This is a genomic window from Rhizobium favelukesii (assembly GCF_000577275.2).
Classification (GTDB): Bacteria; Pseudomonadota; Alphaproteobacteria; order Rhizobiales; family Rhizobiaceae; genus Rhizobium; species Rhizobium favelukesii.
This window is the reverse complement of the sequence record NZ_HG916855.1, coordinates 1-23,151: the sequence shown is the minus strand read 5'-3', so window position 1 is coordinate 23,151 and position 23,151 is coordinate 1. Positions and strand designations below refer to the sequence as shown.

Here is a 23,151-nt window from a genome sequence, read left to right as displayed (position 1 = left end):
CACTAGCGGTTGATGCGCGTCGACAGAATGATTGATGAGAGCGTCTTCTCGACGCCATCGATATCGCCAATCTTGTCGATAACCATGTCGAGTTCGCTGATCGATGCCGACGCAACGATTGCAATCATGTCGAAACTGCCGCTCACCGAATAGACCGAGCGGACATCGGCAATCGCCTGTAGCTCCTGCGTGACGCGTCCGAGCGCCTTGGCCGCCAAGGTAATTAGCACGTGCGCCTTTATCTGGCCGCTCTCGAAGTCATCAGAAAGCCGCACGCCATAACCGGCAATGACGCCGTCCCGCTCAAGCCGCTCGATCTTGGCTTGGACCGTGGTGCGCGACAGGCCGAGCCTGCGCGCCAGCATGGCGGTCGACAGGCGGGCGTTTTCGCTGAGAATCGACAGAAGCTGCCGATCCTTGTCGCTCATCGTCATATTGATCAATCCAAACGGCATTCTGGCGAATAAATCTAGTCGATTTTATCATTCTCGCGCTGTGAATCAACCAAACCGACGGGAATAAAGAAAGCATAAAGATTTCTCGATCCAATAGAGGGAACGCATATGAAAAACATCGTCGTCATCGGCGCCGGCAAGATCGGCTCGACAATCGCCCGTCTTCTCATCCATTCCGGCGACTATCATGTCACGCTTGCCGACCGCAGCAGGCAGCAGCTGGACCACATGGAGGCCAACCCGGCGCTTAACCTGGCGGAGGTCGACATCGCCGACCACGCAGCCCTCGTCAGACTTCTCTCCGGCAAGTTCGCCGTCCTGAGTGCCGCGCCGTTCCACCTGACCATTGCAATTGCCGAGGCAGCCGCAGACGCCGGCGTGCATTACCTCGATCTGACCGAGGACGTCGAATCCACCCGCAGGGTGAAAGCGATCGCCGCCAGCGCATCCACCGCGTTCATTCCGCAGTGTGGCCTCGCGCCAGGCTTCATCTCGATCGTTGCCAATGATCTAGCAAGCCGCTTCGACAAGCTCGACAGCGTCCGCATGCGCGTTGGTGCTCTGCCGCAGTATCCATCGAATGCCTTGAACTACAATCTGACCTGGAGCACGGACGGCGTCATCAACGAGTACATCGAGCCTTGCGAGGCGATCGTCGATGGACAGCTGATCGAGGTACCGGCCCTGGAAGAACGTGAAGAGTTCTCCCTTGATGGCGTGACTTATGAGGCCTTCAACACCTCCGGCGGCCTTGGCACGCTGTGCGAAACGCTGAAGGACAAGGTCCGGACCTTGAACTACCGCACCATCCGCTACCCCGGTCATGCCGCCATCATGAAAGCGCTGCTAAGCGATCTCGGCCTGCGCCACCGCCGCGACGTCCTCAAGGATATCCTGGAGCACGCATTGCCTTCGACGATGCAGGATGTCGTGATCATCTTCGTCACCGTGTCCGGCTGGAAGAACGGCCGCCTTGTGCAGGAGACCTACGCCAACAAGGTCTACAGCGCCGTCGTCGCCGGCCGCATGATGAGCGCCATCCAGATCACAACAGCATCGAGCATCTGCGCCGTGCTTGACATGCTGGCCAAGGACGAGCTGCCGACGAAGGGCTTCGTCCGGCAGGAAGACATCGGTCTCGACATGTTCCTCGACAGCCGCTTCGGCCATTACTATGCCCAGAAGGCTTACGGTGAAAAGATCGCCGGCTGATCCGCTTAGCTGAACCAATCAACAGAAAACGCGCCCGGGCATCGTGTCCGGGCGTTTTCTTGACGTCATTTATTCGCCGGAACGGCGCGAAACTGCCAAGCCCGCCTCGCGCCCCCGAAATTAATTACGCGAGCCGCCGGCAAGCGGTCGCGATACGCTCCAGGGCTTCCTTGAGATCCGCCTCTGCTGAGGCATAAGAGATCCTGAAGAACGGCGAAAGGCCGAAGGCCGAACCCGGGACGACCGCGACATTCGCCTCCTCGAGGAGGTAGGCGCAAAACTCGCTGTCCGTTGCGATCTTGCGACCGCCCGGCATCGTCCGGCCGAGAATGCCGCCACATCCGGAGAAGGTATAAAAGGCGCCTTCGGGAACGCGGCAATCGAGGCCGTCAATTGCGTTGAGACCGGAAACGACGAGATCGCGCCGCCGCCTGAAGCTCTCCGTTCGCTCGGCAAGAAAATCCTGCGGTCCGTCGAGCGCGGCAACAGCTGCGGCCTGGCTGATCGAGGACGGGCAGGACGTCGCCTGGCTCTGTACCACGGACATCGCTTTAATGAGCGCCTTCGGCCCACCGGCATAGCCGATACGCCAGCCGGTCATTGCGTAGGCCTTTGAGACGCCGTTGATCGTCAGCGTGCGCTCGCGCAGGCGCGGCTCCAACTGCAATGGCGTGAAGAACCGGAAATCGTCGTAGACGATGTGCTCGTACATGTCGTCGACCATCAGCCAGACATGCGGATGCCTGAGCAACACGTCCAGCAACGGCCGGTAGTCATCGGCGCTATAAGCGGCACCGGACGGATTGGACGGTGAGTTCAGCAACAGCCAACGCGTCCGCGGCGTGATCGCCGCTTCGAGCTTTTCGGCGGTCAGGCGAAACCCGCTGTCTGCATCGCAGGCAACGAGGACAGGCTTGCCGTCGCAGATCTGAACGATATCGGAATAGGACGTCCAGTAGGGAGTGGGGATGATCACCTCGTCGCCGGGATCGACCGTCGCCATCATGGCGTTGAAGAGGATCTGCTTGGCGCCGGTGGCGACGGTTATCTCGCCAACTTCGAAGGAAAGATCGTTCTCGCGCTGAAACTTGGTGCGGATCGCTTCCTTCAACGCCGGCGTGCCGTCGAGGGCCGTATATTTGGTATCGCCGCGCTGCATCGCGTCCCAGGCAGCCTGCTTGACATGATCGGGCGTTTCGAAATCGGGTTCGCCGGCGCCAAGGATAATGACCGGTCTGCCTTCCCGCTTCATGACCGCGGCGCGCGCGCCGATCTGCAGGATTTCGGAGACTCCGATCACGGATATCCTTGAGGCGGGCCTGAAGCCCGCCTCCTCGATTTTCACCTCGATGGTCATAGCCGCTCCTACTCGATTTCGAAGGAGACGCCCTGCGCAAGCGGCAGAGCTCTGGAGTAGTTGATCGTGTTGGTGGCCCGGCGCATATAGGCTTTCCATGCATCGGAGCCCGACTCGCGGCCGCCACCCGTTTCCTTCTCGCCGCCAAATGCGCCACCGATCTCGGCGCCCGAGGTTCCGATGTTGACGTTCGCAATACCGCAATCGGATCCATCGGCCGACAGGAAGCGTTCAGCCTCCCGTAGATCCAGCGTGAAGATCGACGAAGAGAGACCGGCGCCGACCGCATTGTGGTCTTCGAGGACCTGATCGAAGTCGTTGTATTTCATGACGTAGAGGATCGGCGCGAAGGTTTCCTCCAGCACCGGACCGATCTGTGATGGCAATTCCACGAGGGCCGGTTTGGCGTAGTAAGCCTTATCATACGGCAACGCGACGCGCTCGCCGCCGCTGACCACGCCGCCATGGGCTTTCGCCTCGCCAAGCGCCTTCTGCATGTTGTCGAAGGCGAGCTTGTCGATCAGCGGGCCGACCAGTGCCGTGCTTTCAAGCGGATTGCCGACAGAGACATTGGCATAGGCTTTCTTCAGTCGCGGCACGAGTTGATCATAGACGCTCTCGTGAACGAAGAGACGGCGAAGCGTCGTGCAACGCTGGCCGGCCGTGCCCATTGCTCCGAAAGCGATGGCGCGCAACGCCATGTCGAGATCGGCCGATGGGCAGACAATGCCGGCATTGTTGCCGCCGAGTTCCAGGATCGCACGTGCAAAGCGGCGTGCCAGGCGAGGACCAACGTCCCGGCCCATGCGCGTTGAGCCCGTCGCCGAAACAACCGGCACCTTTGGATGATCGACAAGGACCGCGCCGACGGCGCGATCGCCAATCAGCACTTCGCTCAGGCCATTCGGCGCATCGCCGAACCGCGCAATCGCGCGCTGCAGGATGGCCTGCGAGGCAAGTGCCGTAAGCGGGGTCTTTTCGGAAGGCTTCCAAACGACGGCGTTGCCACAAACCAGCGCAAGCGCAGCGTTCCAGGCCCAGACAGCGACCGGGAAGTTGAAGGCGGAGATGACACCGACGACGCCGAGCGGATGCCAAGTTTCCATCATCCGATGTCCCGGCCGTTCGGTTGCGATGGTCAAGCCGTAGAGCTGGCGGGAAAGACCGACGGCGAAATCGCAGATGTCGATCATTTCCTGCACTTCACCGAGGCCCTCGGACGGGATCTTCCCGGCTTCGATCGAGACCAGTCGGCCGAGCTCCGTTTTGACAGCGCGCAGTTCCTCGCCCAGCAGGCGGACAAGCTCACCGCGCTTCGGTGCGGGAACGAGGCGCCACGTCTCGAATGCGCGGGCAGCCTTGTCAATCTTCGCGCTCGCCGCTTCCTGCGTGTCGGGCTTCAGTGCCGCGAGCTGCTCACCCGTGACCGGGCTGTAGGAAGCCATTTCTCCGCCGGTATAAAGCGCCTTGTCGACGCCGATCTTATCGAGAAGCGCAACGGCTTGCTCTGCTACATCAACTGCTCTTGCTGCCATGGTCATGTGACGACCCTTTGTGTTGGTGTTTGGTTCTTGTTGCTGGTCGTTGGGTTGCTTCACTCGGCCGCTTGGGCGGCGCTCAGGCGAGCTCGGCATTCGGCGATCGATTGCGCCTCGATGCCGGCATAATGATCGAACTCATTGAGAACAGGCGTCCCGAGATCGCGCTCGAAGCGCTGCTGGTTGGGGCTTGCGGTAAACTCCTGCGTCGCCTCGTCGCCGAGGTTTGACTGGAAGATGCCGGCAGCACTCACAGGTAGGAAATCCTCGTAAACGATCGCGTCGAAGCAAACGAGACCGTCCAACAACAGTTGCTCGATGCTGGCATCGGCTGAGGCCACTGCGCTCTCTCCTTTTTCCGTCAGAGAATAGCGGAAATAGCCAAGGCCCTGTGCGCGGATTTCGGCCCAGCTGTCCGGGAAGAGCACGAAAGCATCGACAAGCGCCTTCTCGTAGGCAGCAGCGTTCGAGCCGTCAGCGGCCGGACGAACCACTTTGCGCGAGTCCGTCAGCAGCTTGTCGTAGAGAGCGCGACCTTTAGGGGTCAGGGCGATGCCGCGGCTTTCGATTTCCCCGAACCGGGCCGTGTGTGTGCCCTCCTGCCAGTGACCGCTTGCATCCCTGAAAGAGACCGCTTCTTCAAGGGCCTTGAACGACGTCTGCCGCAACAGAATTGCGCAGCGACGGCTCGGCGGACCTTCGACGACCGCCTTCGGCGCAATGCCATATTCCGGCATCAGCCGCTGTACTTCGTCGATATCAAGCGTGCGCGGCGTCAGGTGATTGATATGCGGCCCCTTGAACGAGACGACGTCGGCAATCAGCCGGTGCGCATCATGCAGACGCCCGTACATGGCGAGGCCAACATTGGCCTGGTCATGCCAGCGAAACGTCTCCAGGACCTCGGCAACGAAGTGCTCGGCATCGTCATCACCCAGTCCACCCTGGCGCTCGGCCTTTTCGGTCAGCTCGATGGCACCGGCGGTGAAGATTTGACGCTTCTGAAGGATCGCGTCGGCTTCAGCGCGCAATTCTTCGTCGGCAATCAAGTCGAGGCGCAGCAGAGAGGTGAAAACACGGAACGGGTTGCGCTTCAGGGCGACATCGCCCACCGGTCGGAAAGCCGTAGAGTGGACCGGCACCCCGGCCTCGCTGAGGTCGTAGTAGCCGACCGGGAACATGCCCATGACCGCAAAGACGCGTCTCATCATCGCAAGTTCTGCCGCAGTCCCGAGACGGATGGCACCATGGCGCTCTTCGGAGACACGCTCAAGCGAGTTGGTTTCTTCTAGTCTGTGCCTGAGGACCGGATCGGCGGCAAGCGTCGCGGCATTGACCTTGGCAACAATGTCCATCAGCGTGCCGTAAGCATGCACCTCGGTCCGATACATGGCCGACATGGCCGCAGAAAATGCAGAACGGATAGTACAGGAGGAGACGTAACTTTTGGTCAGCATAGCTTTTCTCACGAGACGCCAATTGGACGAGTTCATTCTGGATTGCGATCATATCGCTTGCACGCTAGAGGAATAACGATAAATGAAGCTGAGATAATGCGGTTTCGGAATGACCCTACCTCGAAAGCTGATACCCGACCTGACGACACTGCAATCATTCGAGTCTGCCGCTCGCCACGGCAACTTCACGCGCGCGGCTCTCGAACTCAACCTGACGCAAAGCGCCGTCAGCCGACAGATCAGGGACTTGGAAACCCAGCTCGGTGTCCTCCTCTTCGAGCGCGTTCGACAACGAGCGATCCTGTCGGAGGCCGGTAAGCGGCTGCTGCCTGAAGCGAGGCGCCTGCTGCACCAGACCGAAGAGATGATGATCCGGGCAGCAGCAGGTGCCGACGCAACGGCGACGCTTTCAATCGCGACCCTGCCGACATTCGGCAGCCGCTGGCTGACGCCACGGCTGGCTGGCTTCTTGGTTGCCCACCCGGGTTCGCAGGTTGACATCGCCTCCCGCTTCGAACCATTCGACTTCGAGCAGGAAAACTTTGATCTCGCCATTCATTACGGTCAGCCCATCTGGGCACGGGCAACCTGCACGTTTTTGTGCGACGAGAAGGTCGTTCCGGTTGCCAGCCCAACCTTGCTGCAGTCGGATCCGGTTGCCAGCCCGGCGGAACTTATACACAAACCGCTCCTGCATCTGGCCACGCGTCCACGGCTCTGGCGCCAGTGGTTTGAACACTGCGACATCGACGCCGATCCCTCATACCGTGGCAACCGGTTCGACCAGTTTTCGATGATCATCGAAGCTGCCACGATGGCGATGGGGTTTGCGCTTCTGCCTCTTTATCTGATCGAACAAGAGCTAAGCTCCGGAAAACTGCAGATCGTCTTCGACCAGCCGATGTCGACCGAGAACAGCTATTATGTGGTGACGCCCGATGGTAAGCGTGAACATACGCTTGGCTCAGCATTCACGGCCTGGCTGCTCTCGCAGGTAAGCAATAAGGGCACGACTGAACCGTGACCGACGATCAGACCCCGCCAGACACCCCGACTGCGCGCATGCTGAGTTGGGCCAGGAACTCGACGATCTATCGGCTTGAGCGCGGAATGATGACCGAAAGACAATTGTTTGATGCCATCGTCAGGAAGGCCAAACAGAAATTTAAGGACATCAGCGAGCCGCAACTCAAGGCAGTTGCGGATTCGGCCGTGACATTCGCCTGCGAGCATGGCGGTCTGAACGACGCGACCTATGCCGAAGTCAGCGCGCGTTCCGGCGTTCGCCGCGGCAGGTCAAAGCGTCGTATCGCGCAAAACCTTTCCCAGAAGGGCGTCGATCGCGAGGTCATCACGGCTGCGCTTGACGAGGCGGATGAACTGCTGGCAGCCGTGGTCTTCGCACGCAAGCGCGCCTTCGGGCCGTTTCGCCGTGGCGATGTCGATCGGGTAGGGGTCACCAAGGAAATGGCGGCATTTGCGCGCAACGGCTTCAGCTTCGACACCGGAAGGACCGTGCTCGCGATGAACCGCGAGGAGGCCGAAGACGTCGTGAGCGCGCGATCTCGTTGAGGGCATGGTGTACCCAGCCGCAACGGCCCGGACTTGCCAGGCTTGTCAAGTTGGACGGCGAGTCCATATGCTTTAGAGTTGGCTTGCATGGTGGACTGCGAATCCTTGGAACAATGAGGACACAAAGCCGCGAAGGGAAATCAGAGCATGAACAATATCGCGAAGCTTCTGGTTCAATCGGCAATGGCCGCGCTGACCATCTGCGGTTTCCTCGTCATCACGTTGCCGTTCGTCCTTGATCGACAGGACATGCCGGACCACAGGACATTCCTTGCCATGTTTGTCGCGATGGCAATCAGTCTTTGGGCATATGAGCTGATTTTCAAAAGAGATCGTTGAAGCGCAACAGCTTCGTCATCCCGCGGCGTGGTGGATTTGCCGCGGGCTTCTCCCTCAAGATCGCAACCCAGTCTGGGCCAGAAGAAAGCAGCCGCAGAGAAATTGCAACGGCTGCGTGACCGATTTCAGGCTGTCGAGCCCCAGCGGGCCGTGCAGGTGAGGGTAATGCTATGGGGGCCTTCGATCTCGGCATCGTGACGCTCGATGAGTTCCACGACGGCATCGATGAAGGCGGTATGGTCGAGGCTTAGCGTCGTCAGGTCGTTGCAGTCCCACAACGCCATGGCGATGCCATCCTGGCCGACGATGGCAATATCATCGGGCGTGTTCTTCCCAAGCACGCGCCGTGCGGCATCCCGCGCGCCGATGGCCATGACGTCATTGCCGCAGATGATTGCGTCCACCTTGGCGCGGTGAAGAAGCAGGACGGCTTCCTTGAAGCCGGAATCGTAGCTGTAATCGCCGAACGCTTCCGCCTGCAGCGTGAGGCCGCGTTTGGCGAGCGCATCGACGAACCACCTGCGCCGCAGCTTGTCGATCCAACTCGATTTCGTGCCCGATAGGTAGGCGAAGCGTCTTTTGCCGTCGGCAACGATCTTGTCGATGATCTCGTCGGCGGCGGCCGATCCGTCGATCCGGATGCTCGAGACGCTCTCGTTTTCAAGCGGTTCGAAAGAGACGATGATCGGCTTCGTGGTGTGGAAGATGTCGACGGCATCCTGCATCGACACCATGTCGGAGAAGACGACGACATGATCCACCTGATAGGTGGAGGCGAGGCGCATGAGCTGCAGCCTGTCGTCGTGATCGGCGCAGCACAAAATGATCGGCAGGAGCTGACGGGCTTGCAGTCGATGAACGAGAAGCTGCTGTTCCTCGGCTTCGCAGGGATTGCCGATCGCGTTGACCACCAGCGCCACCAGCCGTGAGCGCTGATTGTTGAGCGAGCGGGCAATTGCATTCGGCTGATAGCCGTATTCGCGAGCCACCGCCAGAATGCGATCACGGGTCGCACTTCCGATTCTGGAATCCGGCGAAAAAGCCCGCGAAATCGTGGCGGACGACACACCGGCAAGCTTCGCCAGTTCCTTCGAGGTGATCCGCCGCTTGTTCATTCAAACTATTCCACGCGTTTATGGCGCCGCTATTTTGACGGGTACGCCGTCCGCCGCAGCCGATTCCTTGATTGCATCCCAGAGCCTAGCGAATCGCAGGCCCATTTCAACGGAGCCGGTGTTTTCCATCGTCCCGTCGCGAATGGCGAGGAAGTTTTTCATCGGATTACCGAGAATTTCCGCTTCCTCGCGCGGCTCGTTTGTACGGCCGACGCTGATCTCGCGCCATCCGCCCCAGGCGTCGATGCGAACGATTGCCTTCGAATAGAAAAAGGTGATGTAGGAGGCGCAGCCAGGAGGACCGTCGCCGGCCGCCGTCAGCGTCGCCAGCGCGCCATTCTTGAGGCGGGCCGAAACGGCGGTCGCGATGTCGACGTTCTTACCGTGATTGTTCATATAGGCCGACACGCTCTCGAAATCCGAATTGGCGAGCAGGCAGACGGTATTCATCATATGGGCGCCGGTGTCGAACATGAAACCGCCGCCAGAGATCTCCGGCTGCTGCTTCCAATGGCCGTCGTAGTTGCTCGACCAGCTTTCCCAGATCATCCCCGATATCGCCACCAGATCGCCGAACTCGCCGGCAAGCGCCCGCTTGCGCGTATCGATCACCAGGGGAGAGAGCCCACCCTGGAAGGCGGTTACAACTGTCACGCCGCTCTTCTTCTGTGCCGCAATCAGTCGTTCGGCCTGCGCAACCGTTGTCACCATCGGCTTTTCAAGGAAGAGATCGAGGCCGGCTTCTGCAACAGCCGTTGCCTGCTCGCCGTGAAATGCATGCGGTGTAGAGACATAGACAATATCCAAATCGTCCCGGCAGGACGCCAGCATCTCTTGGTAATCATCAAAGCTCCGCGGCGCCGGCGCTCCGGCCGCAACGCAAACGTCGATCAGGCGCAGGCGAGAAGAAGGTGTCGTATCGGCAAGCGCGACAAATTCGATCTCGGGCATGCGAGCCCAACTTGCCGCATACTCAGCCGCTTTCAGGCCTGCGCCAATGACGCCAAGCCGCAATTTCCGTGACATGAGAAAATCCTCCCGAATGCTGTGTGTATACGGTTACACAAATGACATAACAAAAACAAGATTTATTAAATCATGCTATTTCAATACCTTAGGTGTGTGTCCGAAATCCAATCAAAAACCATCTTGCCAGTCTCTGGAATGCGTGTACATTTTCGACCGTGGTGCTGGAGGGCGCCGCATACCAACAGGGAGGACTTCCGTTGAAGAAGACGGTCATTGGTGGCCTGTGCGCCATTCTGCTCAGCGCCGTTTCGACGCTGGCGCATGCTGAGACAATCCGAATTGCCAATCACGGTCAGGCCGGCATCGACGCCATGAAGTCGACGGTCGAGAAGATCGAGAAGAAATACGGCGTGACCGTCGAGGTCGTGGAATACCCTGCGCCCGATAAGGACTATCTGACGAAACTGCTGACCGAGCTCGGCGCCGGCAACGCGCCTGACCTCTTTTCCATCCCGACGACGGCCGCCGTTGCTGATATGGTCGAGGCCGGTTACCTCGCGCCGGTGACCAAGGAAATCAAGGCCTGGGATGGCTATGCCAATTTCTATGACGTCGCCAAGCAGCTGGCGGTCAGCCCGGACGGCGAAACCTATGTCATGCCGTTCATGCTCGGCATCCAGGAAATCTACTACCGCAAGGACGTCCTCGACAAAGCCGGCATCTCGACGGAGCAGCCGAAGACCTGGAAGGACCTTCTCGATCGTGCCGCCGAAATCAAGAAGAAGACCGGCGCCTACGGCCTGCTCTTCCCGGCTGGCGTTTCCTGGGGAAGCGGCGCCTTTGACGAAGGCTTCCAACACCTGATCGTCGGCTCCAAGACGCCACAGCTCGTCGATGCGGACGGCAAGCTCGATCTTAACGGCGAGGGCGTCAAGGATGTCTTCGACGTCTACAAGCAACTGATCGACAATGATCTGATGCCGACGCAGCCATTGCTCGGACCCGAGCCCTGGGTCGTGCCGAAGTATCAGATGTTCCCGGCCGGAAAGCTTGCCGCGACCACCTGCGGTTCCTGGTGCTACATCTTCGACTGGGGCCGTGAAAGCAAGAACCCGATTCCTGAGGTGACCAAGGTCGTCGGCACCTGGACCGTGCCGGGCCAAAGCGGTGGTCAGTATGTTCTCGCCAATCTTGCAGCCCCATGGGCCATCAACGCCAAGTCTGCCAATGTCGAACTCGCCAAGAAGGCGCTGATGGAGATCGGGTCGGTTGAGACGCAGGTTTCCTACGCAGCCCGCATCGGCAACATTCCCTCCAGCAAGGATGCGGCTAAAAACGCCGACTTCCAGAAGCTGACGGAACTCGTTCCGATCCATGCCGCAGCAGAAAAAGGCACCTTCCTGAAACAGGCCTCCGGCTTCGGTACCGTTTCAGAAGGAGTTGCACGCGCTACAGAAGCGCTGCTGCGCAAGGAAACCGATGCCGCCGGCGCGCAGAAGATTCTTGTCGACTATGTCAAGGAAACTCTGGGCGACGACGTCGTAAAGTAAGCAAAAACTTACCAACAAAACGCACGGGAGACGTGGGCTTGCCCGCGTCTCCGGATTTCCTTTTCGAACAGTCATAGAGCTTTCCATGGCCCGAAACGTCCACGAAAGGCGCACTGAGCGGCAGCTTCTTCTGATCCTGTTGCCCTCGCTTGCGCTGCTTCTGGCCTTCGTGATCTATCCCGCGCTTTACTCCGTCTATCTGAGCTTCACCAATGAGGCGCTGACGGGTGCTGCGGCTCTGCGCCCGCGCTTTGTCGGTATTCGCAACTATGCGCGGTTGCTGAACGATGCGACGTTCTGGAACGCCTTGCTCGTCACCTTCCTGTTTGTGGTCGGCTCGGCGGTGATCGGGCAGTTCGCGCTCGGTCTGGTCACAGCGATGGCGCTTCGTCGCCGCATCCACTTTAGGCGGCTTTTTTCCTCGATCATCCTTCTGCCAAATGCCGCGCCCGAGGTGGTTGCCGGCTTCATGTGGATTTCCATGTTGGCGGGTGGAGAGCAGGCGACACTCAGCCGTATCGTCAGCTTCTTTGGCGTAACGCCGGCCGACTGGCTGCAGGTCTTTCCACTTTCGATGATCATCGTCGTCAACACCTGGCGCGGCATCGCAACTGCGATGATCCTTCTGACGGCGGGCCTCAGCACCATTCCCAACGAGATTTACGAGGCTGCCCGCATGGATGGCGCGACCCCGTCGCAGATGTTTCGCCGCATTACCTTGCCGCTCATGATGCCGACGATCCTGCTCTACATGCTGATCTCGGCCGTTTCGACCATCGCCGTCTTCGGTCTCGTCTATGCACTGACACGCGGCGGCCCGGGCGGTGCGACGGAACTGGTCAGCATCTATATCTACAACCAGTCCTTTACCGCGTTCCAGCTCGGCTACGGTGCGGCCGTCGCCGTGGTCGCCCTGCTGATTTCGCTGATCCTCGGCGTCGGCTACGTCCGGGCCATGAAGGTGGAGGTCTGAATGGCTGTGATCTCCCCGAGCGAGAATGCCAACAAGACCCGGTCGGACCTGCTTGCCTACGCAACGCTGTCGCTGATCTCGATCTTTTGCGCCGTTCCCTTCTTCTGGGTGCTTCTTGCATCCTTCGATGGCAACGCCCAGCTGTTCCTTCGCTGGCCCGAACAATGGAGCTTCGCCAACTACCAGCGTGTCTTCACCAAGGAAGACGGCGCAAAGTGGCTGTTCAATTCGCTCTTCGTGGTCGGCGGCGCGACCGTGCTGGTGATGGTGCTGGCCGGCCTTGGCGGCTATGCGCTGTCGCGCACCAGAGCGTGGTGGAAGCTGCCGTTCCTCTACGCCATCCTGTTGATCCGCGTCCTGCCGCCGACAGCACTCGTCGTACCGCTCTACAAGTTCCTTCTGACGCTGAATAATGCGGAAGGCGCTATCCTGCGACCGATCTTTGGCGAATACGCCCGGCCGATCATGCGCTGGACGGGTTTCATCGATGGCTATCTCGGCCTGATCCTCGTGCTTGCAACGATGCAGTTGCCATTGGCGCTGTGGATCATGAAAACGTTCTTCGATGGCCTGCCGCGCGACTATGAAGAGGCGGCACTGATGGATGGCGCGACACTCGTACAACGCATTCGCCGGGTGCTCATCCCTTTGGCGCTGCCGGGACTGGCCGCCGCCGGGCTGTTTGCCTTCATGTCAGCCTGGGGCGATTTCCTGTTGCCGCTGATCTTCCTCTCTTCGCCAGAGCTGCAGACGCTGCCGCTTGGTCTCTTCCGTGCATTCCTGCGCATCAACGAGATCGACTACGGCCTGCTTGCCGCACTCGCCTTCATCTATCTCCTGCCGGCAGTCGTCGCCTTCGGCTTTGCCCGCCGCTTCCTCGTGCAGACATTTGCCGGCGGCGTCAAAGGCTGACGCCAGAAAGAGCTTTACGATGATCAATCTCAGGAATGTTCGCAAATTCTACGGTGCATTGGAGGTCATCAAGGGGGTCGACATCATCGTGGAAGACGGCGAGTTCGCCGTGTTCGTCGGCCCGTCTGGCTGCGGCAAGTCTACCTTGCTGCGCATGATCGCGGGTCTTGAGGGTATCGATGATGGCGACCTCATCCTCAATGGCAAGCGCATCAACGATGTTCCCCCTGACAAGCGCGGCATTGCCATGGTGTTCCAGTCCTACGCGCTTTATCCGCATATGACGGTTGCCGAGAATATCGGCTTCTCCCTCAGCCTGAAGAAGGTTCCGGAGGCGGAAATCCGTCGCCAGGTGGAAGCTGTCGCCGAGATCCTGCAGCTGACGGACTATCTTGATCGCCGTCCCGCTGCCTTGTCGGGCGGCCAGAGACAGCGCGTCGCCATTGGTCGCGCCATCATCAAGAAGCCGTCGCTGATCCTTTTCGACGAGCCCTTGTCCAACCTCGATTCCGCACTACGCGTGCAGATGCGTGCCGAGCTGCAGCGCCTGCATCGCGAGCTCAAGGCGACCGTCGTCTACGTGACGCATGACCAGGTCGAGGCCATGACCATGGCCGACCGCATCGTCGTTCTGAACAAGGGGGTCGTTGCCCAGCAGGGTGCGCCGATGACGCTCTATCACCAGCCCGACAACGAGTTCGTCGCGACCTTCATCGGCTCTCCGAAGATGAACACCATTCCGGTGCTCATCACCAGGCCGAGCACCGGCAAGACCCACGCCCAAAGCCCGTTCGGTCTGTCGCTCGACCTGCCTGATGCGGGCGCAGTTGTGCCGCAGGGTCAAGCCACGCTCGGTATCCGGCCGGAGCATCTGAAGATCGCAGCAGACGGGCAGGGGGACTTCTCGGCCGAGGTTTTCATCGTCGAGCGGCTGGGCGTCGAGACATACATGACCGTCGGCTCGCAGGAACAGCCGATCGTCGTCCGCGCAGAAGGTGACATCGCGTTGCGGCCCGGCGATCGCGTGTCGCTCACAGCCGATACATCCGCCTGCCATCTGTTCGATTCCACCGGTCGGGTCATCCGTCTGACCCAAGCATCATAAACATCGAGGATACCATGACAATCAAGGTCACCATCTGGAATGAAGGCCGCCACGAACAGCTGCACAAGGAGGTTCAGGAGATCTACCCTGATCGCATCGACGGTGCGATCGCAGCCGGCATCGCCAACCCGGATTTCGAAATCCGCAGTGGTACGCTCGACGATCCGCACGAGGGTCTGCCGGACGCGCTGCTTAACGACACTGACGTGTTGCTATGGTGGGGCCACATGGCCCATGAGGAGGTGAGCGACGGCTTGATCGATCGCATACAGCAGCGGGTGCTCAAAGGGATGGGCCTTCTGGTCCTGCATTCCGCCCATCACTCTAAGCTGTTCCGCCGGCTGATGGGCACCAACGCCAATTTGTCCTGGCGCGAAACGCCCCAGGGTGATCTCGAGCGGATCTGGGTCGTCAATCCGGCTCACCCGATTGCCGAGGGTCTACCGCCCTTCTTCGAGGTCAACGCCTCAGAAATGTATGGCGAGCCTTTCGATATTCCGCAGCCGGATGAACTCGTCTTCATCTCTTGGTATTCAGGCGGCGAGGTTTTCCGCAGTGGCTGTACGTTCCAGCGCGGCCGCGGCCGCATCTTCTTCTTCAGCCCCGGCCACGAAACCTATCCGATCTACCACGACAAGACCGTGCACAAGGTCATTGCCAACGGCATTCGCTGGGCCAGGCAGACCCACACCGATGGTCGGATCCTGGAAAATTGGCATCGCGCCGAACCCATTCACACCCGCCCGGCATAAGCCATCGGCAGCTGCAATTTGGTGCCGGACACCCCAGGTGGGTGTCCGGATCCCTCACGGTTCGGGCAGGGCAAGCAGACGACGCAACGGCACGGACGGCCGGGCGAGGTCTGCCAGCGTATAGCCATCGAGCACATCAAGAAAGGCCGCAGCCGCCGAAGCCAGCGCACGCTTCAAGACGCAGGCGGGCTGCACCACACAGACAATCTCGCCATCGCCAGTTTCCATGCAGGGCACGATCGCAAAATCAGGCTCACAGGCGCGAACGATCTCACCGACGCCGATCTGTTCGACGGCACGTGCAAGCCGCATTCCGCCCTGACGGCCGCGCACGGTATCGATCAAACCCTTTTGCCCGAGCTCATGCGTAATCTTCATCAGGTGGGCCTTTGAAATATCATAGGCTTCTGCAATTTCCGCGATTGTCGACAGCCGCTCTCCTTTGAGCGCAAGATACATCATGAGCCGCAAGGCGTAGTCGGAATAGACAGTCAAACGCATCTGTTGATCCTTCACGGAACGTCACAGGCACCAAACTAAAGATATCCACGCTATGAAGCAATTGGCCCAGGCGACCATTGCTAGCCGCCTTGGCACCTCAGGCTTCCTAGGCCGCGGCGAGCTCGTCGGCCGGGCCGAAGAATTCGTAGTGAATACGGTCTGCGGTGACGCCGGCTTTGGCCAGTCCCTTCACGAAGGCGGCCAGGAAGGGTCTTGGGCCGCAGAGGTAGAAGTCGGCTTCCGCCATGGGTGTATTCTTGGCCAGCCAATCGATCGTGATGTAGCCCTCATGGTCGAAGTGAACGCCCTTCTGATCTCGATCATGCGGGCTGCCGTAGAAGATGGTCGTCTTTAGATGCTCCCGGTTCTTGGCGATATCGCGCACGTGCGGTCCCATGGCGTGGACGCTTCCGTTCTCGGCGCCATGGACGTAGTGGACGGCAAGCCTTTGTCCCCTGTTTGCGATCGTCTCCAGCATGCTCACCATCGGCGTCAAACCGACACCGCCGCTGAGCAGCACGACGGGCCTCTCCTGGCCCGGCGGCAAATGGAAGTCTCCGGTCGGAGGCGCCACCTCAATGACCGCGCCTTCCTCAATCTGATCGTGAAGGAACCCGGATACCAACCCGTGCATCTCTCGTTTGACCGAGATGCGATAGCTCTCACCATTGGGAGCAGATGAGATGCTGTAATTCCGGTGCTGCTGGGGAAGACCCGGAATGTCGAACCGAAAGGTCAGGTATTGACCGGGGCGATGACGAACCACTGCGCGACCATCGACCGGTCGTAGCACAAAAGATGTGATGATGTCGCTTTCGCGTCTCTTCGACGCAACGGCAAACTGCCGCCAACCATTCCAGCCGCCTTCGGACGATTGAAGATCATCGTAGATCCGTTCTTCTCGCCCAATCAGGATGTTGGCGAGAAACCAGAACGCCTCGCCCCAAGCATTGAGGATGTCATCCGTCGCCACCTCACCGAGAACATCCTTGATCGCACCCAAAAGAGCGGTCGCAACGTGGGGATAGTGATCAGGCCGGATGTGCAGGCCGACGTGCTTCTGCGCGATGCGCTCAACGGCTCCGGTGAGGATAGCCAAATTGTCGATGTTCTCGGCGTAAGCGAGGATCGCCTGCGCCAGCGCCTTGGTCTGACGTCCCCCTTCCCCCTGGTTCGACTGGTTGAACAGGTCGCGGACCTTAGAATTCTCAAACAGCCGCTTGTACATTGCCGCTGTAATCTCAGTCCCGTGCGTTGTGAGTGCAGGCACAGTCGCGCGCACGATTGCCTTCGTCGTCTCCGTCAGTGTTTGCGTCATCATGGTCTCCAAAAGTTGCACCGTCGACGCAGCTGACGTAGCACTTTTTGATACATTTCCTATATATCTTTAAGCATCTGCGCCGTTCGGTCGCAGCGATGACCGCACAGCTCGCAAACGGTCGGAACGCTGGTCCGCTCCCCAAAAAAACTCGATGACGCCGGTTGCCACCGAACGAAGCGTCGCGACCGAGCATGGCGGTCGGTGCGGGACCCACCCATTGCCCCATGAAACCGCACCGATGATGCACCGGCAGGAGGACGTCGCTGAACCTGTTCGGCCCTGCCCATTTTGGGATACAGATTGATGGCAGGCGCTTTCAGCGTGTGCTTTCGCCAGCAAACCACCCGATGCCGCCACTCCCGACAACCTGGACGAACGGCTTAATCAGGCCCTAGCGGACCACTCATATTGTCGGCGGGTTCGTATTGCGCCCAGCGGAATTTATCCGGGTGGCATTCGCTCGAATTTCTGCAACGAGGGGTCAATTTGTGTTCCACGCATGGCCGCCGATGGTGTAAGTGACCACCCGCGGATTGAATTGGCCAGGGTCGTCGAGGCTCGTCGCGTTGACCGCAATCAGTTCCGGCATTGCGACGAATGTCAGATAGACCGGCGTTCCACAGGTCGGGCAGAAGGCGTGGACCTTTTCGTTCCCGCTGTCGCCTGCTACCCGCCAGGTGTTTGCTTCGCCGGAAATTGTGACGTTGGCTCGCTGCTCGTTTCATAGCGGATCGCGCCGCACGCGCATCCGCCGCTATAGGTCTTGGTCATTGTCATTCTCCCGCTGGCAGACTTGTTGATTGGCCCCGCAAGGTTTCAGGCCGATTTTGGTTTGGCTGACGGCCAACCTTGTTTGATGCCGTTGGCCATCCCGCTGCCGGCTCCGGGTTCGTCGTGGGTGACGGTCAGCCGGACCATGTCGTATTCCTCGATCGCGAACGTCACCCGGCTGTAGCTCGCTGGATCGGAGGCCTGCGACGCATTCGCCCAGGCGATGACGAGACAGGTCGGTGGCAAGATCTCGATGACGTTGCCGACGAGATCGACAGTGCGCTCGTCGTTGGCACGGATATGTTCCCATTTCGATCCGGGTTTCCAGTCGGAGACGTTCTCGTGGCCCCAGTAGCGCCTTGCGACGTCCGGTTTCGTTATGGCCTCGAACACCTTTTCCGGGTCGCGAGAATATAGGTCACGTAAACAAAGCTGGTCATCTCTTTGATCATTGTTACTCTCCTTCGAGTTCCTTCTTCAGATCGTGCAGCAGCTTGAGCCGCTGATGCTCGAATTTCCGCACCCACTGTTCGTAGACTTCGTGGAGCGGCACGGGGTTGATGAAATGCAGCTTTTCCCGACCACGCCTGACCGTGCTCACCAGATTGGCCGCCTCCAATATCTCGAGGTGCTGCGTAGCGGATTGCCGGGCCATGTCCAGATTTTCGCAAAGCTCGCCAAGCGTCTGCCCGTTCCTTTCACATAGAAGGTCAAGCAGCTTTCTGCGTGTTGGTCGCCCAGCGCTTTAAAAACCTTGTCAGCGTCCATCGTTCCTACTCGAATGTGAAAACATCACATGCAGGCAAATGCCTGCATCTCAAGCGGCAGCCACGCCATTCGACCGGGCCTTTCGGATCAAGGGCGTTCTTGTTCGAGGGACGCAGCGGCATCGCACCGCTGCGCGCGGTGACGATGACTATCGCGAAACTCAACGCATGTGCGGCAGGCGATATCCGGGTGCTAACCTGTCGTCTGCACCGCTCGCTGGAAGCGGCGACGCTTGAAAGCGTTGCTCTCGACGAGACCATGCGCGCCAACTTCGCACTTCTACTTTTGACGCCACTTGCTGCCGACACGCGTAGGATTTTTTGTGCCGCCAACGCTCGCCGATCGCTCCATCGAGACGGCCTTTGCAACGTCAGAACCGGGCTGACAGAGAAACAGGTCACGGCGGAGACTGCGGCGTCGTTCTTGTCGGAGATGCCACAACTGCCTAACGGATCGTGGAGACCGGCGCGAACGGAACCCTTGCCACACATTGTGCAGCCGATCGTATGATCGAAAGGCAATGCGGTCTCACCGATATCGGCGGCCGCAAGACTGGTTTTCCGTGCGAATGTCGTGGCAGGTTCACCAGTTAGATCAAACGCCTGACAGCTGAACCAGGAGACCGAGACGACATTTGCGACGCCGCGGTTTCCGACCGGATGAGGAAAATCCACGATCCCGGTCAATTTTTGGGCGTGGCCTTTTCGCGCATGTGTGGGGGGAGCAAACTAAAGCACGGCGCGATCTTTGAGATTCGCTTGTCGCGCTTTAGTTCTTTGTTTTCACGCATGTCTTTGGCCCGAAGCCGGTTCCCGCCTTCGGGAGACATGCTTTCGGTTTCGGCAATTGGATCTCATCTGCCGAAACCGCTACCCGGCCCGCCGTGTCCCGCCACCACGCGCACGAACCAGGGACATCAACATCGGGCCGATCGAGAATTCACCACGTTCCGCGCGACGGGTCAGATCTCGCAGGTAACCGCCCGCCGAGTTGATGTGGCCGCCGCGTTCGAGGATGCAAGCCATGACCGTTGCCGCGTTTTCAGCTCCCATCGCGGCAGACGCTTCCTCGTAAGCCGAAGCGCTGACACCCAGCATCCCCCGGACCACGACCGCAGCCGCCATCATGTCGCGCCAATTTGTGATCGATCCGCCAGGCCCGTAGCTCACCATGTCGGGGCAGGCCTGCAGGATTAGCCCGAGCGGGAAGGACTTCATGCCCGCGCCATCACTGCCCGGTCGCCTTTGCGCTTCGGCCGTATTTCGATCGTCATGCTTTTTCTTTTCAGCCGGCGCCGCGGCATAAGGCTCAAGCGTCTCCGGCGAGTTTGCCCCCTGCTTTGTTTCTAAAGCTGGTTCAGATTCAAATTTAGAGTCGGGGTTTGAATTATGTATGTGACGCTCAGTTTGAGCGGGATTGCCGCTCGTCTTTTCAGCTTTAAGCAAGGTTTCCAGTCTGTTAGTGATGTCCTCGCGCAGGGTTTGCATCTCTTCGAGCGTCGTTTTAATCCGCTCTGCGCTCGGCGTACGCGGTACACCGTCGACCAACGCCCTGAAATAGCTGAACGCAGCCTCCCAATCGCCCGCCAGGTCTTCTTCGATTGCGGTCTCAATCAGCTTCGCAACGTCGCGGCGGCAAAGGCTGAGCTGCTCGCGCAATCGCTGCACATGCAGCCGATCGGCCACCACCTCGGCGGCCAGGCGCTCGATCTCTTCGGCGCGCACGATTAGCGGTGCCAACGAAAAGCCGAATGCCTCTCCGACCTCGCCTTCCTTGACCCTGCGGGCGTAGCGTTTGCCGTTTGGACTGTCTTTGCGGACGATCAATCCGGCTTCGACCAGCACAGCCAGATGTCGGCGGATCGTTTGCTCGGCCATGCCGTGCGAGCGCAGCGAAAGCTGATCGTTCGACGGAAAGACGACGAGGCCGTTTTCTTCCGACAGGACATTCTTCGGATAGAAACTCAGCAATGCATTCAGCACCGCAAGTGCGCGGTCCGTCACGCCAAGCAGGGGCTTGGCAGCGCATAGTGCCCTATAGATTTTCCACTTATCGACCGATTGATCAGCCTGAAGCTCGCTCGCCGCCTTCTGGCTGGCGAGCATGCCAAGCGTCATCGGACGCTGCCCAAAGGGCGTCGTCACGCTTCCTGTTTCCATCACCTTCACCTTGCTGAAGGCAAAAGAAATCCACCCACCAAACTGGTGCCGACTCTTGACAGCGATTCCCGGAAATGCGATTCTCTAGCTGCTAACCTATGAGAAGGGCTTCCGTGACGGCAACGTTCGGGAGCTTTTTTCTTTTGCGGCGTTATCCTTTGCTGCTGTGTCGTGTCGACTGCACGAATTCGCTGTGAAGCGCCTCCATGCGATCATTCAAGAAATCCACGAAACTGGCCGGAACGGCCTTTGTGAAGCTGAGCTTGGGGCCTGTCTTCGCGTAGCTGACTGTCGCTAGAAGAAAGCCATTCGCTCGTATTTCCGTCACGGCAGACTGCGCAGCCGCAGGCGCCGCTTCGGCCTTGAGCGCGCCAAGAGCGATCGCAAAACGATCTTTCTCGGCAGCGGCTTTATCGTGACCCAGCGATTGCTTGACGCGCGCTGCACCGTCCTGGCGCCTGGCGAAGGCGTCGGCAAAGTCGATCCACCGGCGACGGCCGATTTCCGGCGAGGAGCCGATCGCAAAGAGAACATCCCGAGGGATCGCGGTTGCAATCCGTAGCATCTCCGACACATGCGACTTCCCCGTCGCAAGCGATGCGCAGATGACGTCGCGTCGATATCCGGCCTGCTCCTGCGATAGCGCGAATGCACACTTCTCGATGAACGACAGGTCATTGCGGTTTGCGTTCTCTTCGCCCTGGAAGACGATTGCCTCTTCATCGCTGAGTTCCCGCACGATGGCGCGGAACTTCAGGCCAAGCGCCTTGGCCGCCGCCAATCGCCGCCGCCCGAACACGATCTGGTATGGTAGCAGATCGCCTTTGTGCGGCCTGATCAGGCCAGGAACAATCTGTCCGCGCTCCTTGATGGATGCCGCAATCTCGTCGATGGCCGCATCGTCATAAGCACCGTCGAAGCGATCCGGGATCGAGGAGGGTGCCACGTCATCGGGATCGACCTCGACGATATGGTCGCCGTCCTTGAGAAGCCTGTCGAGGACCTCGCCTTTTTCCTGGATCTGCCTGACGCCCGCCGCGACCTTGAGAAGGTGCGGAGACGTCGTCGGCTTGGCGACTGGCGCTGCAGTCGGCTGCTCAAGTTGACCGAGCACATTGGCAAACATGCCACGAGAATCTTTCCGGCTCATTCGCGCCCCCATGCTGCCCAAAGCAACTTCTCGATCTCGGCATTGGCCGCGTTGATCGATTCCATCGCGCGGTCATAGGTTTTCGGCGCCGAGAAGCGCGAGCGCTGCACCTCATAGAGGCTCTGCTTCCAGGTCAGGGCGTCGGCGACGGCGGTTGACTTCGCGACCATGTTCAACAGCAGGTCTTCGCCGAAGACCTGTCGCATCAGGGCCGTCATATTGGCCTGCGGATGATCGTTGGCCTCGAACTTCGTGACAAGAAACTTCGCGAAATCCCACTGCGCCGAGGTCCCCATCTCGCTCAAAATCTGCATGTAGGACGAGGCTAGCTCGAGAAATTTGCCTGTCGAATCGACATCGAGCATATGGGCTGGAACTGGTATGACAACACCGGTGGCAGCCGTCAGTGACGAAAGGGTAAGGAAGTTCAGCGACGGCGCCGAATCCATCAAGATGACGTCATAGTCACCCGCAACCTGCTCGAGCGCCTGCGAGACCCGCAGCAGGAAGCTGGTGCCGCCGTTCTTTCGCATCTCAAGGGCGACCGCCGTTTCAAACTCCGTCAGGTCGAGACCCGCACAGATGACATCGAAACCGGCAATATGCGTGTTGTGGACCAGCGATTTCGTCGGCTTCGGGTCCGAAAAGCGAATGGCGGCATAAAGTGTTTCATCTTCACGGGGATCGAAATCAGGAAGCGCGCCATGCAGGCTGGTAAGCGACGCCTGCGGATCGAGATCGACCGCCAACACCCGGTAGCCCTTGAGCGCCAGGTAGTGGCCAAGGTGGATGGTCGTGGATGTCTTGCTGGAACCGCCCTTGAAGTTTGTAACCGCAATGATCTGGCATTCTTCAGCCTCGACACGACGTGGGTTCATCCACTTCTTGCGCCCCTTTTCGGCCAGCATCAGGCGCAGCTCGAGGATCTGCTCCAACGTGTACAGGCGACGGCCATTTGACGTGGTCTCGGGCGACGGACCCTTGTCCTTCAGAACGATCTGCCTGATATAGGCTTCCGAGACATCCAGGAGCGCTGCGACCTCCGACGAGGAGAATTTGCGCATCTCGCGGCGCGCATCGGGTGGATATTGCGCCATCGAAAGGTTTTGCAGTGCGAGCTCCAATTTGGTGGAAAAGCTCTGCATGAAGTCGAGGCTGCTTAAGTGCCGATTCAC

Annotated in this window: 20 protein-coding genes and 3 pseudogenes; 9 read left to right on the top strand and 14 right to left on the bottom strand. The window is 59.5% G+C overall.

Annotated features, from left to right (window positions below):
- Nucleotides 1–2 precede the first annotated feature (2 nt).
- Complete coding sequence (locus tag LPU83_RS63740) at nt 3–434, bottom strand: Lrp/AsnC family transcriptional regulator (RefSeq protein ID WP_024315250.1); 432 nt, start codon at nt 432–434, stop codon at nt 3–5.
- 129 nt (nt 435–563) lie between these two features.
- On the opposite strand from LPU83_RS63740, the gene LPU83_RS63735 reads away from it, so the two are divergent.
- Nucleotides 564–1,667: a saccharopine dehydrogenase family protein gene (locus tag LPU83_RS63735; RefSeq protein ID WP_024315249.1), complete on the top strand. Its 1,104-nt coding sequence runs from the start codon at nt 564–566 to the stop codon at nt 1,665–1,667.
- Nucleotides 1,668–1,791: 124 nt separating this feature from the next.
- Here the strand turns inward: LPU83_RS63735 and LPU83_RS63730 are convergent, their stop codons facing one another.
- The 3 genes from LPU83_RS63730 to hglS are packed head-to-tail and all read right to left on the bottom strand — an operon-like array spanning nt 1,792 to nt 6,019.
- On the bottom strand, nt 1,792–3,024 hold the full coding sequence (locus LPU83_RS63730) for a pyridoxal phosphate-dependent aminotransferase (protein WP_024315248.1): 1,233 nt from the start codon (nt 3,022–3,024) through the stop codon (nt 1,792–1,794).
- An 8-nt stretch (nt 3,025–3,032) separates the two neighbouring features.
- Nucleotides 3,033–4,565, bottom strand: coding sequence for an L-piperidine-6-carboxylate dehydrogenase (gene amaB / locus LPU83_RS63725; protein ID WP_024315247.1), 1,533 nt, complete (start codon nt 4,563–4,565; stop codon nt 3,033–3,035).
- A gap of 53 nt (nt 4,566–4,618) precedes the next feature.
- Nucleotides 4,619–6,019, bottom strand: coding sequence for a 2-oxoadipate dioxygenase/decarboxylase HglS (gene hglS / locus LPU83_RS63720; RefSeq protein ID WP_024315246.1), 1,401 nt, complete (start codon nt 6,017–6,019; stop codon nt 4,619–4,621).
- Nucleotides 6,020–6,128: 109 nt separating this feature from the next.
- On the opposite strand from hglS, the gene LPU83_RS63715 reads away from it, so the two are divergent.
- From LPU83_RS63715 to LPU83_RS63705, 3 genes are all read left to right on the top strand, one after another.
- The gene (locus tag LPU83_RS63715; protein WP_024315245.1) at nt 6,129–7,043 is read left to right on the top strand and encodes a LysR family transcriptional regulator; all 915 of its coding nucleotides are present in this window, start codon (nt 6,129–6,131) and stop codon (nt 7,041–7,043) included.
- Nucleotides 7,040–7,591, top strand: a complete 552-nt coding sequence (recX, locus tag LPU83_RS63710) for a recombination regulator RecX (RefSeq protein ID WP_024315244.1) — start codon at nt 7,040–7,042, stop codon at nt 7,589–7,591. Before LPU83_RS63715 ends, recX begins: the two co-directional genes overlap by 4 nt.
- Before the next feature lie 147 nt (nt 7,592–7,738).
- On the top strand, nt 7,739–7,930 hold the full coding sequence (locus LPU83_RS63705; protein WP_024315243.1) for a hypothetical protein: 192 nt from the start codon (nt 7,739–7,741) through the stop codon (nt 7,928–7,930).
- A 125-nt stretch (nt 7,931–8,055) separates the two neighbouring features.
- On the opposite strand, the gene LPU83_RS63700 is transcribed toward LPU83_RS63705, so the two are convergent.
- Together LPU83_RS63700 and LPU83_RS63695 are read right to left on the bottom strand one after the other, a co-directional pair.
- Nucleotides 8,056–9,045, bottom strand: coding sequence for a LacI family DNA-binding transcriptional regulator (locus tag LPU83_RS63700; RefSeq protein ID WP_024315242.1), 990 nt, complete (start codon nt 9,043–9,045; stop codon nt 8,056–8,058).
- Between the two features lie 18 nt (nt 9,046–9,063).
- On the bottom strand, nt 9,064–10,071 hold the full coding sequence (locus LPU83_RS63695; RefSeq protein WP_040680862.1) for a Gfo/Idh/MocA family protein: 1,008 nt from the start codon (nt 10,069–10,071) through the stop codon (nt 9,064–9,066).
- A gap of 200 nt (nt 10,072–10,271) precedes the next feature.
- Here LPU83_RS63695 and LPU83_RS63690 point away from each other — a divergent pair, with 200 nt between their 5' ends.
- From LPU83_RS63690 to LPU83_RS63670, 5 genes are all read left to right on the top strand, one after another.
- Nucleotides 10,272–11,564: an ABC transporter substrate-binding protein gene (locus LPU83_RS63690; protein ID WP_024315240.1), complete on the top strand. Its 1,293-nt coding sequence runs from the start codon at nt 10,272–10,274 to the stop codon at nt 11,562–11,564.
- Nucleotides 11,565–11,649: 85 nt separating this feature from the next.
- Complete coding sequence (locus LPU83_RS63685) at nt 11,650–12,537, top strand: carbohydrate ABC transporter permease (protein WP_024315239.1); 888 nt, start codon at nt 11,650–11,652, stop codon at nt 12,535–12,537.
- Nucleotides 12,538–13,449 (top strand): carbohydrate ABC transporter permease, encoded by a 912-nt coding sequence (locus tag LPU83_RS63680; protein ID WP_024315238.1) that lies wholly within the window; start codon nt 12,538–12,540, stop codon nt 13,447–13,449.
- Nucleotides 13,450–13,468: 19 nt separating this feature from the next.
- A complete protein-coding gene (locus LPU83_RS63675) occupies nt 13,469–14,554 on the top strand; it encodes an ABC transporter ATP-binding protein (RefSeq protein WP_024315237.1) in 1,086 nt (361 codons plus the stop codon).
- A 14-nt stretch (nt 14,555–14,568) separates the two neighbouring features.
- Nucleotides 14,569–15,306: a ThuA domain-containing protein gene (locus LPU83_RS63670; protein ID WP_024315236.1), complete on the top strand. Its 738-nt coding sequence runs from the start codon at nt 14,569–14,571 to the stop codon at nt 15,304–15,306.
- Nucleotides 15,307–15,360: 54 nt separating this feature from the next.
- Here LPU83_RS63670 and LPU83_RS63665 read toward each other — a convergent pair whose 3' ends face one another.
- The 8 genes and pseudogenes from LPU83_RS63665 to repA form a co-directional block, all read right to left on the bottom strand.
- On the bottom strand, nt 15,361–15,807 hold the full coding sequence (locus LPU83_RS63665; protein WP_024315235.1) for an RrF2 family transcriptional regulator: 447 nt from the start codon (nt 15,805–15,807) through the stop codon (nt 15,361–15,363).
- Nucleotides 15,808–15,913: 106 nt separating this feature from the next.
- Nucleotides 15,914–17,125 (bottom strand): NO-inducible flavohemoprotein, encoded by a 1,212-nt coding sequence (gene hmpA, locus LPU83_RS63660; RefSeq protein ID WP_024315234.1) that lies wholly within the window; start codon nt 17,123–17,125, stop codon nt 15,914–15,916.
- Between the two features lie 444 nt (nt 17,126–17,569).
- Nucleotides 17,570–17,899 (bottom strand): annotated as a pseudogene (locus tag LPU83_RS63655) (GFA family protein).
- Between the two features lie 69 nt (nt 17,900–17,968).
- Nucleotides 17,969–18,351: pseudogene (locus LPU83_RS63650) on the bottom strand (SRPBCC domain-containing protein); the annotation flags it as partial.
- A 2-nt stretch (nt 18,352–18,353) separates the two neighbouring features.
- Nucleotides 18,354–18,667: pseudogene (locus LPU83_RS63645) on the bottom strand (ArsR/SmtB family transcription factor).
- Between the two features lie 869 nt (nt 18,668–19,536).
- Nucleotides 19,537–20,826 (bottom strand): plasmid replication protein RepC, encoded by a 1,290-nt coding sequence (gene repC / locus LPU83_RS63640; protein ID WP_024315231.1) that lies wholly within the window; start codon nt 20,824–20,826, stop codon nt 19,537–19,539.
- Between the two features lie 151 nt (nt 20,827–20,977).
- Nucleotides 20,978–21,976 carry a plasmid partitioning protein RepB gene (repB, locus tag LPU83_RS63635; protein WP_024315230.1) on the bottom strand — a complete coding sequence of 333 codons (999 nt, stop codon included), beginning with the start codon at nt 21,974–21,976 and terminating at the stop codon, nt 20,978–20,980.
- Entirely contained in the window at nt 21,973–23,151 is a 1,179-nt protein-coding gene (gene repA, locus LPU83_RS63630; RefSeq protein ID WP_024315229.1) for a plasmid partitioning protein RepA, read from the bottom strand. The genes repB and repA overlap by 4 nt, the downstream gene beginning before the upstream one ends.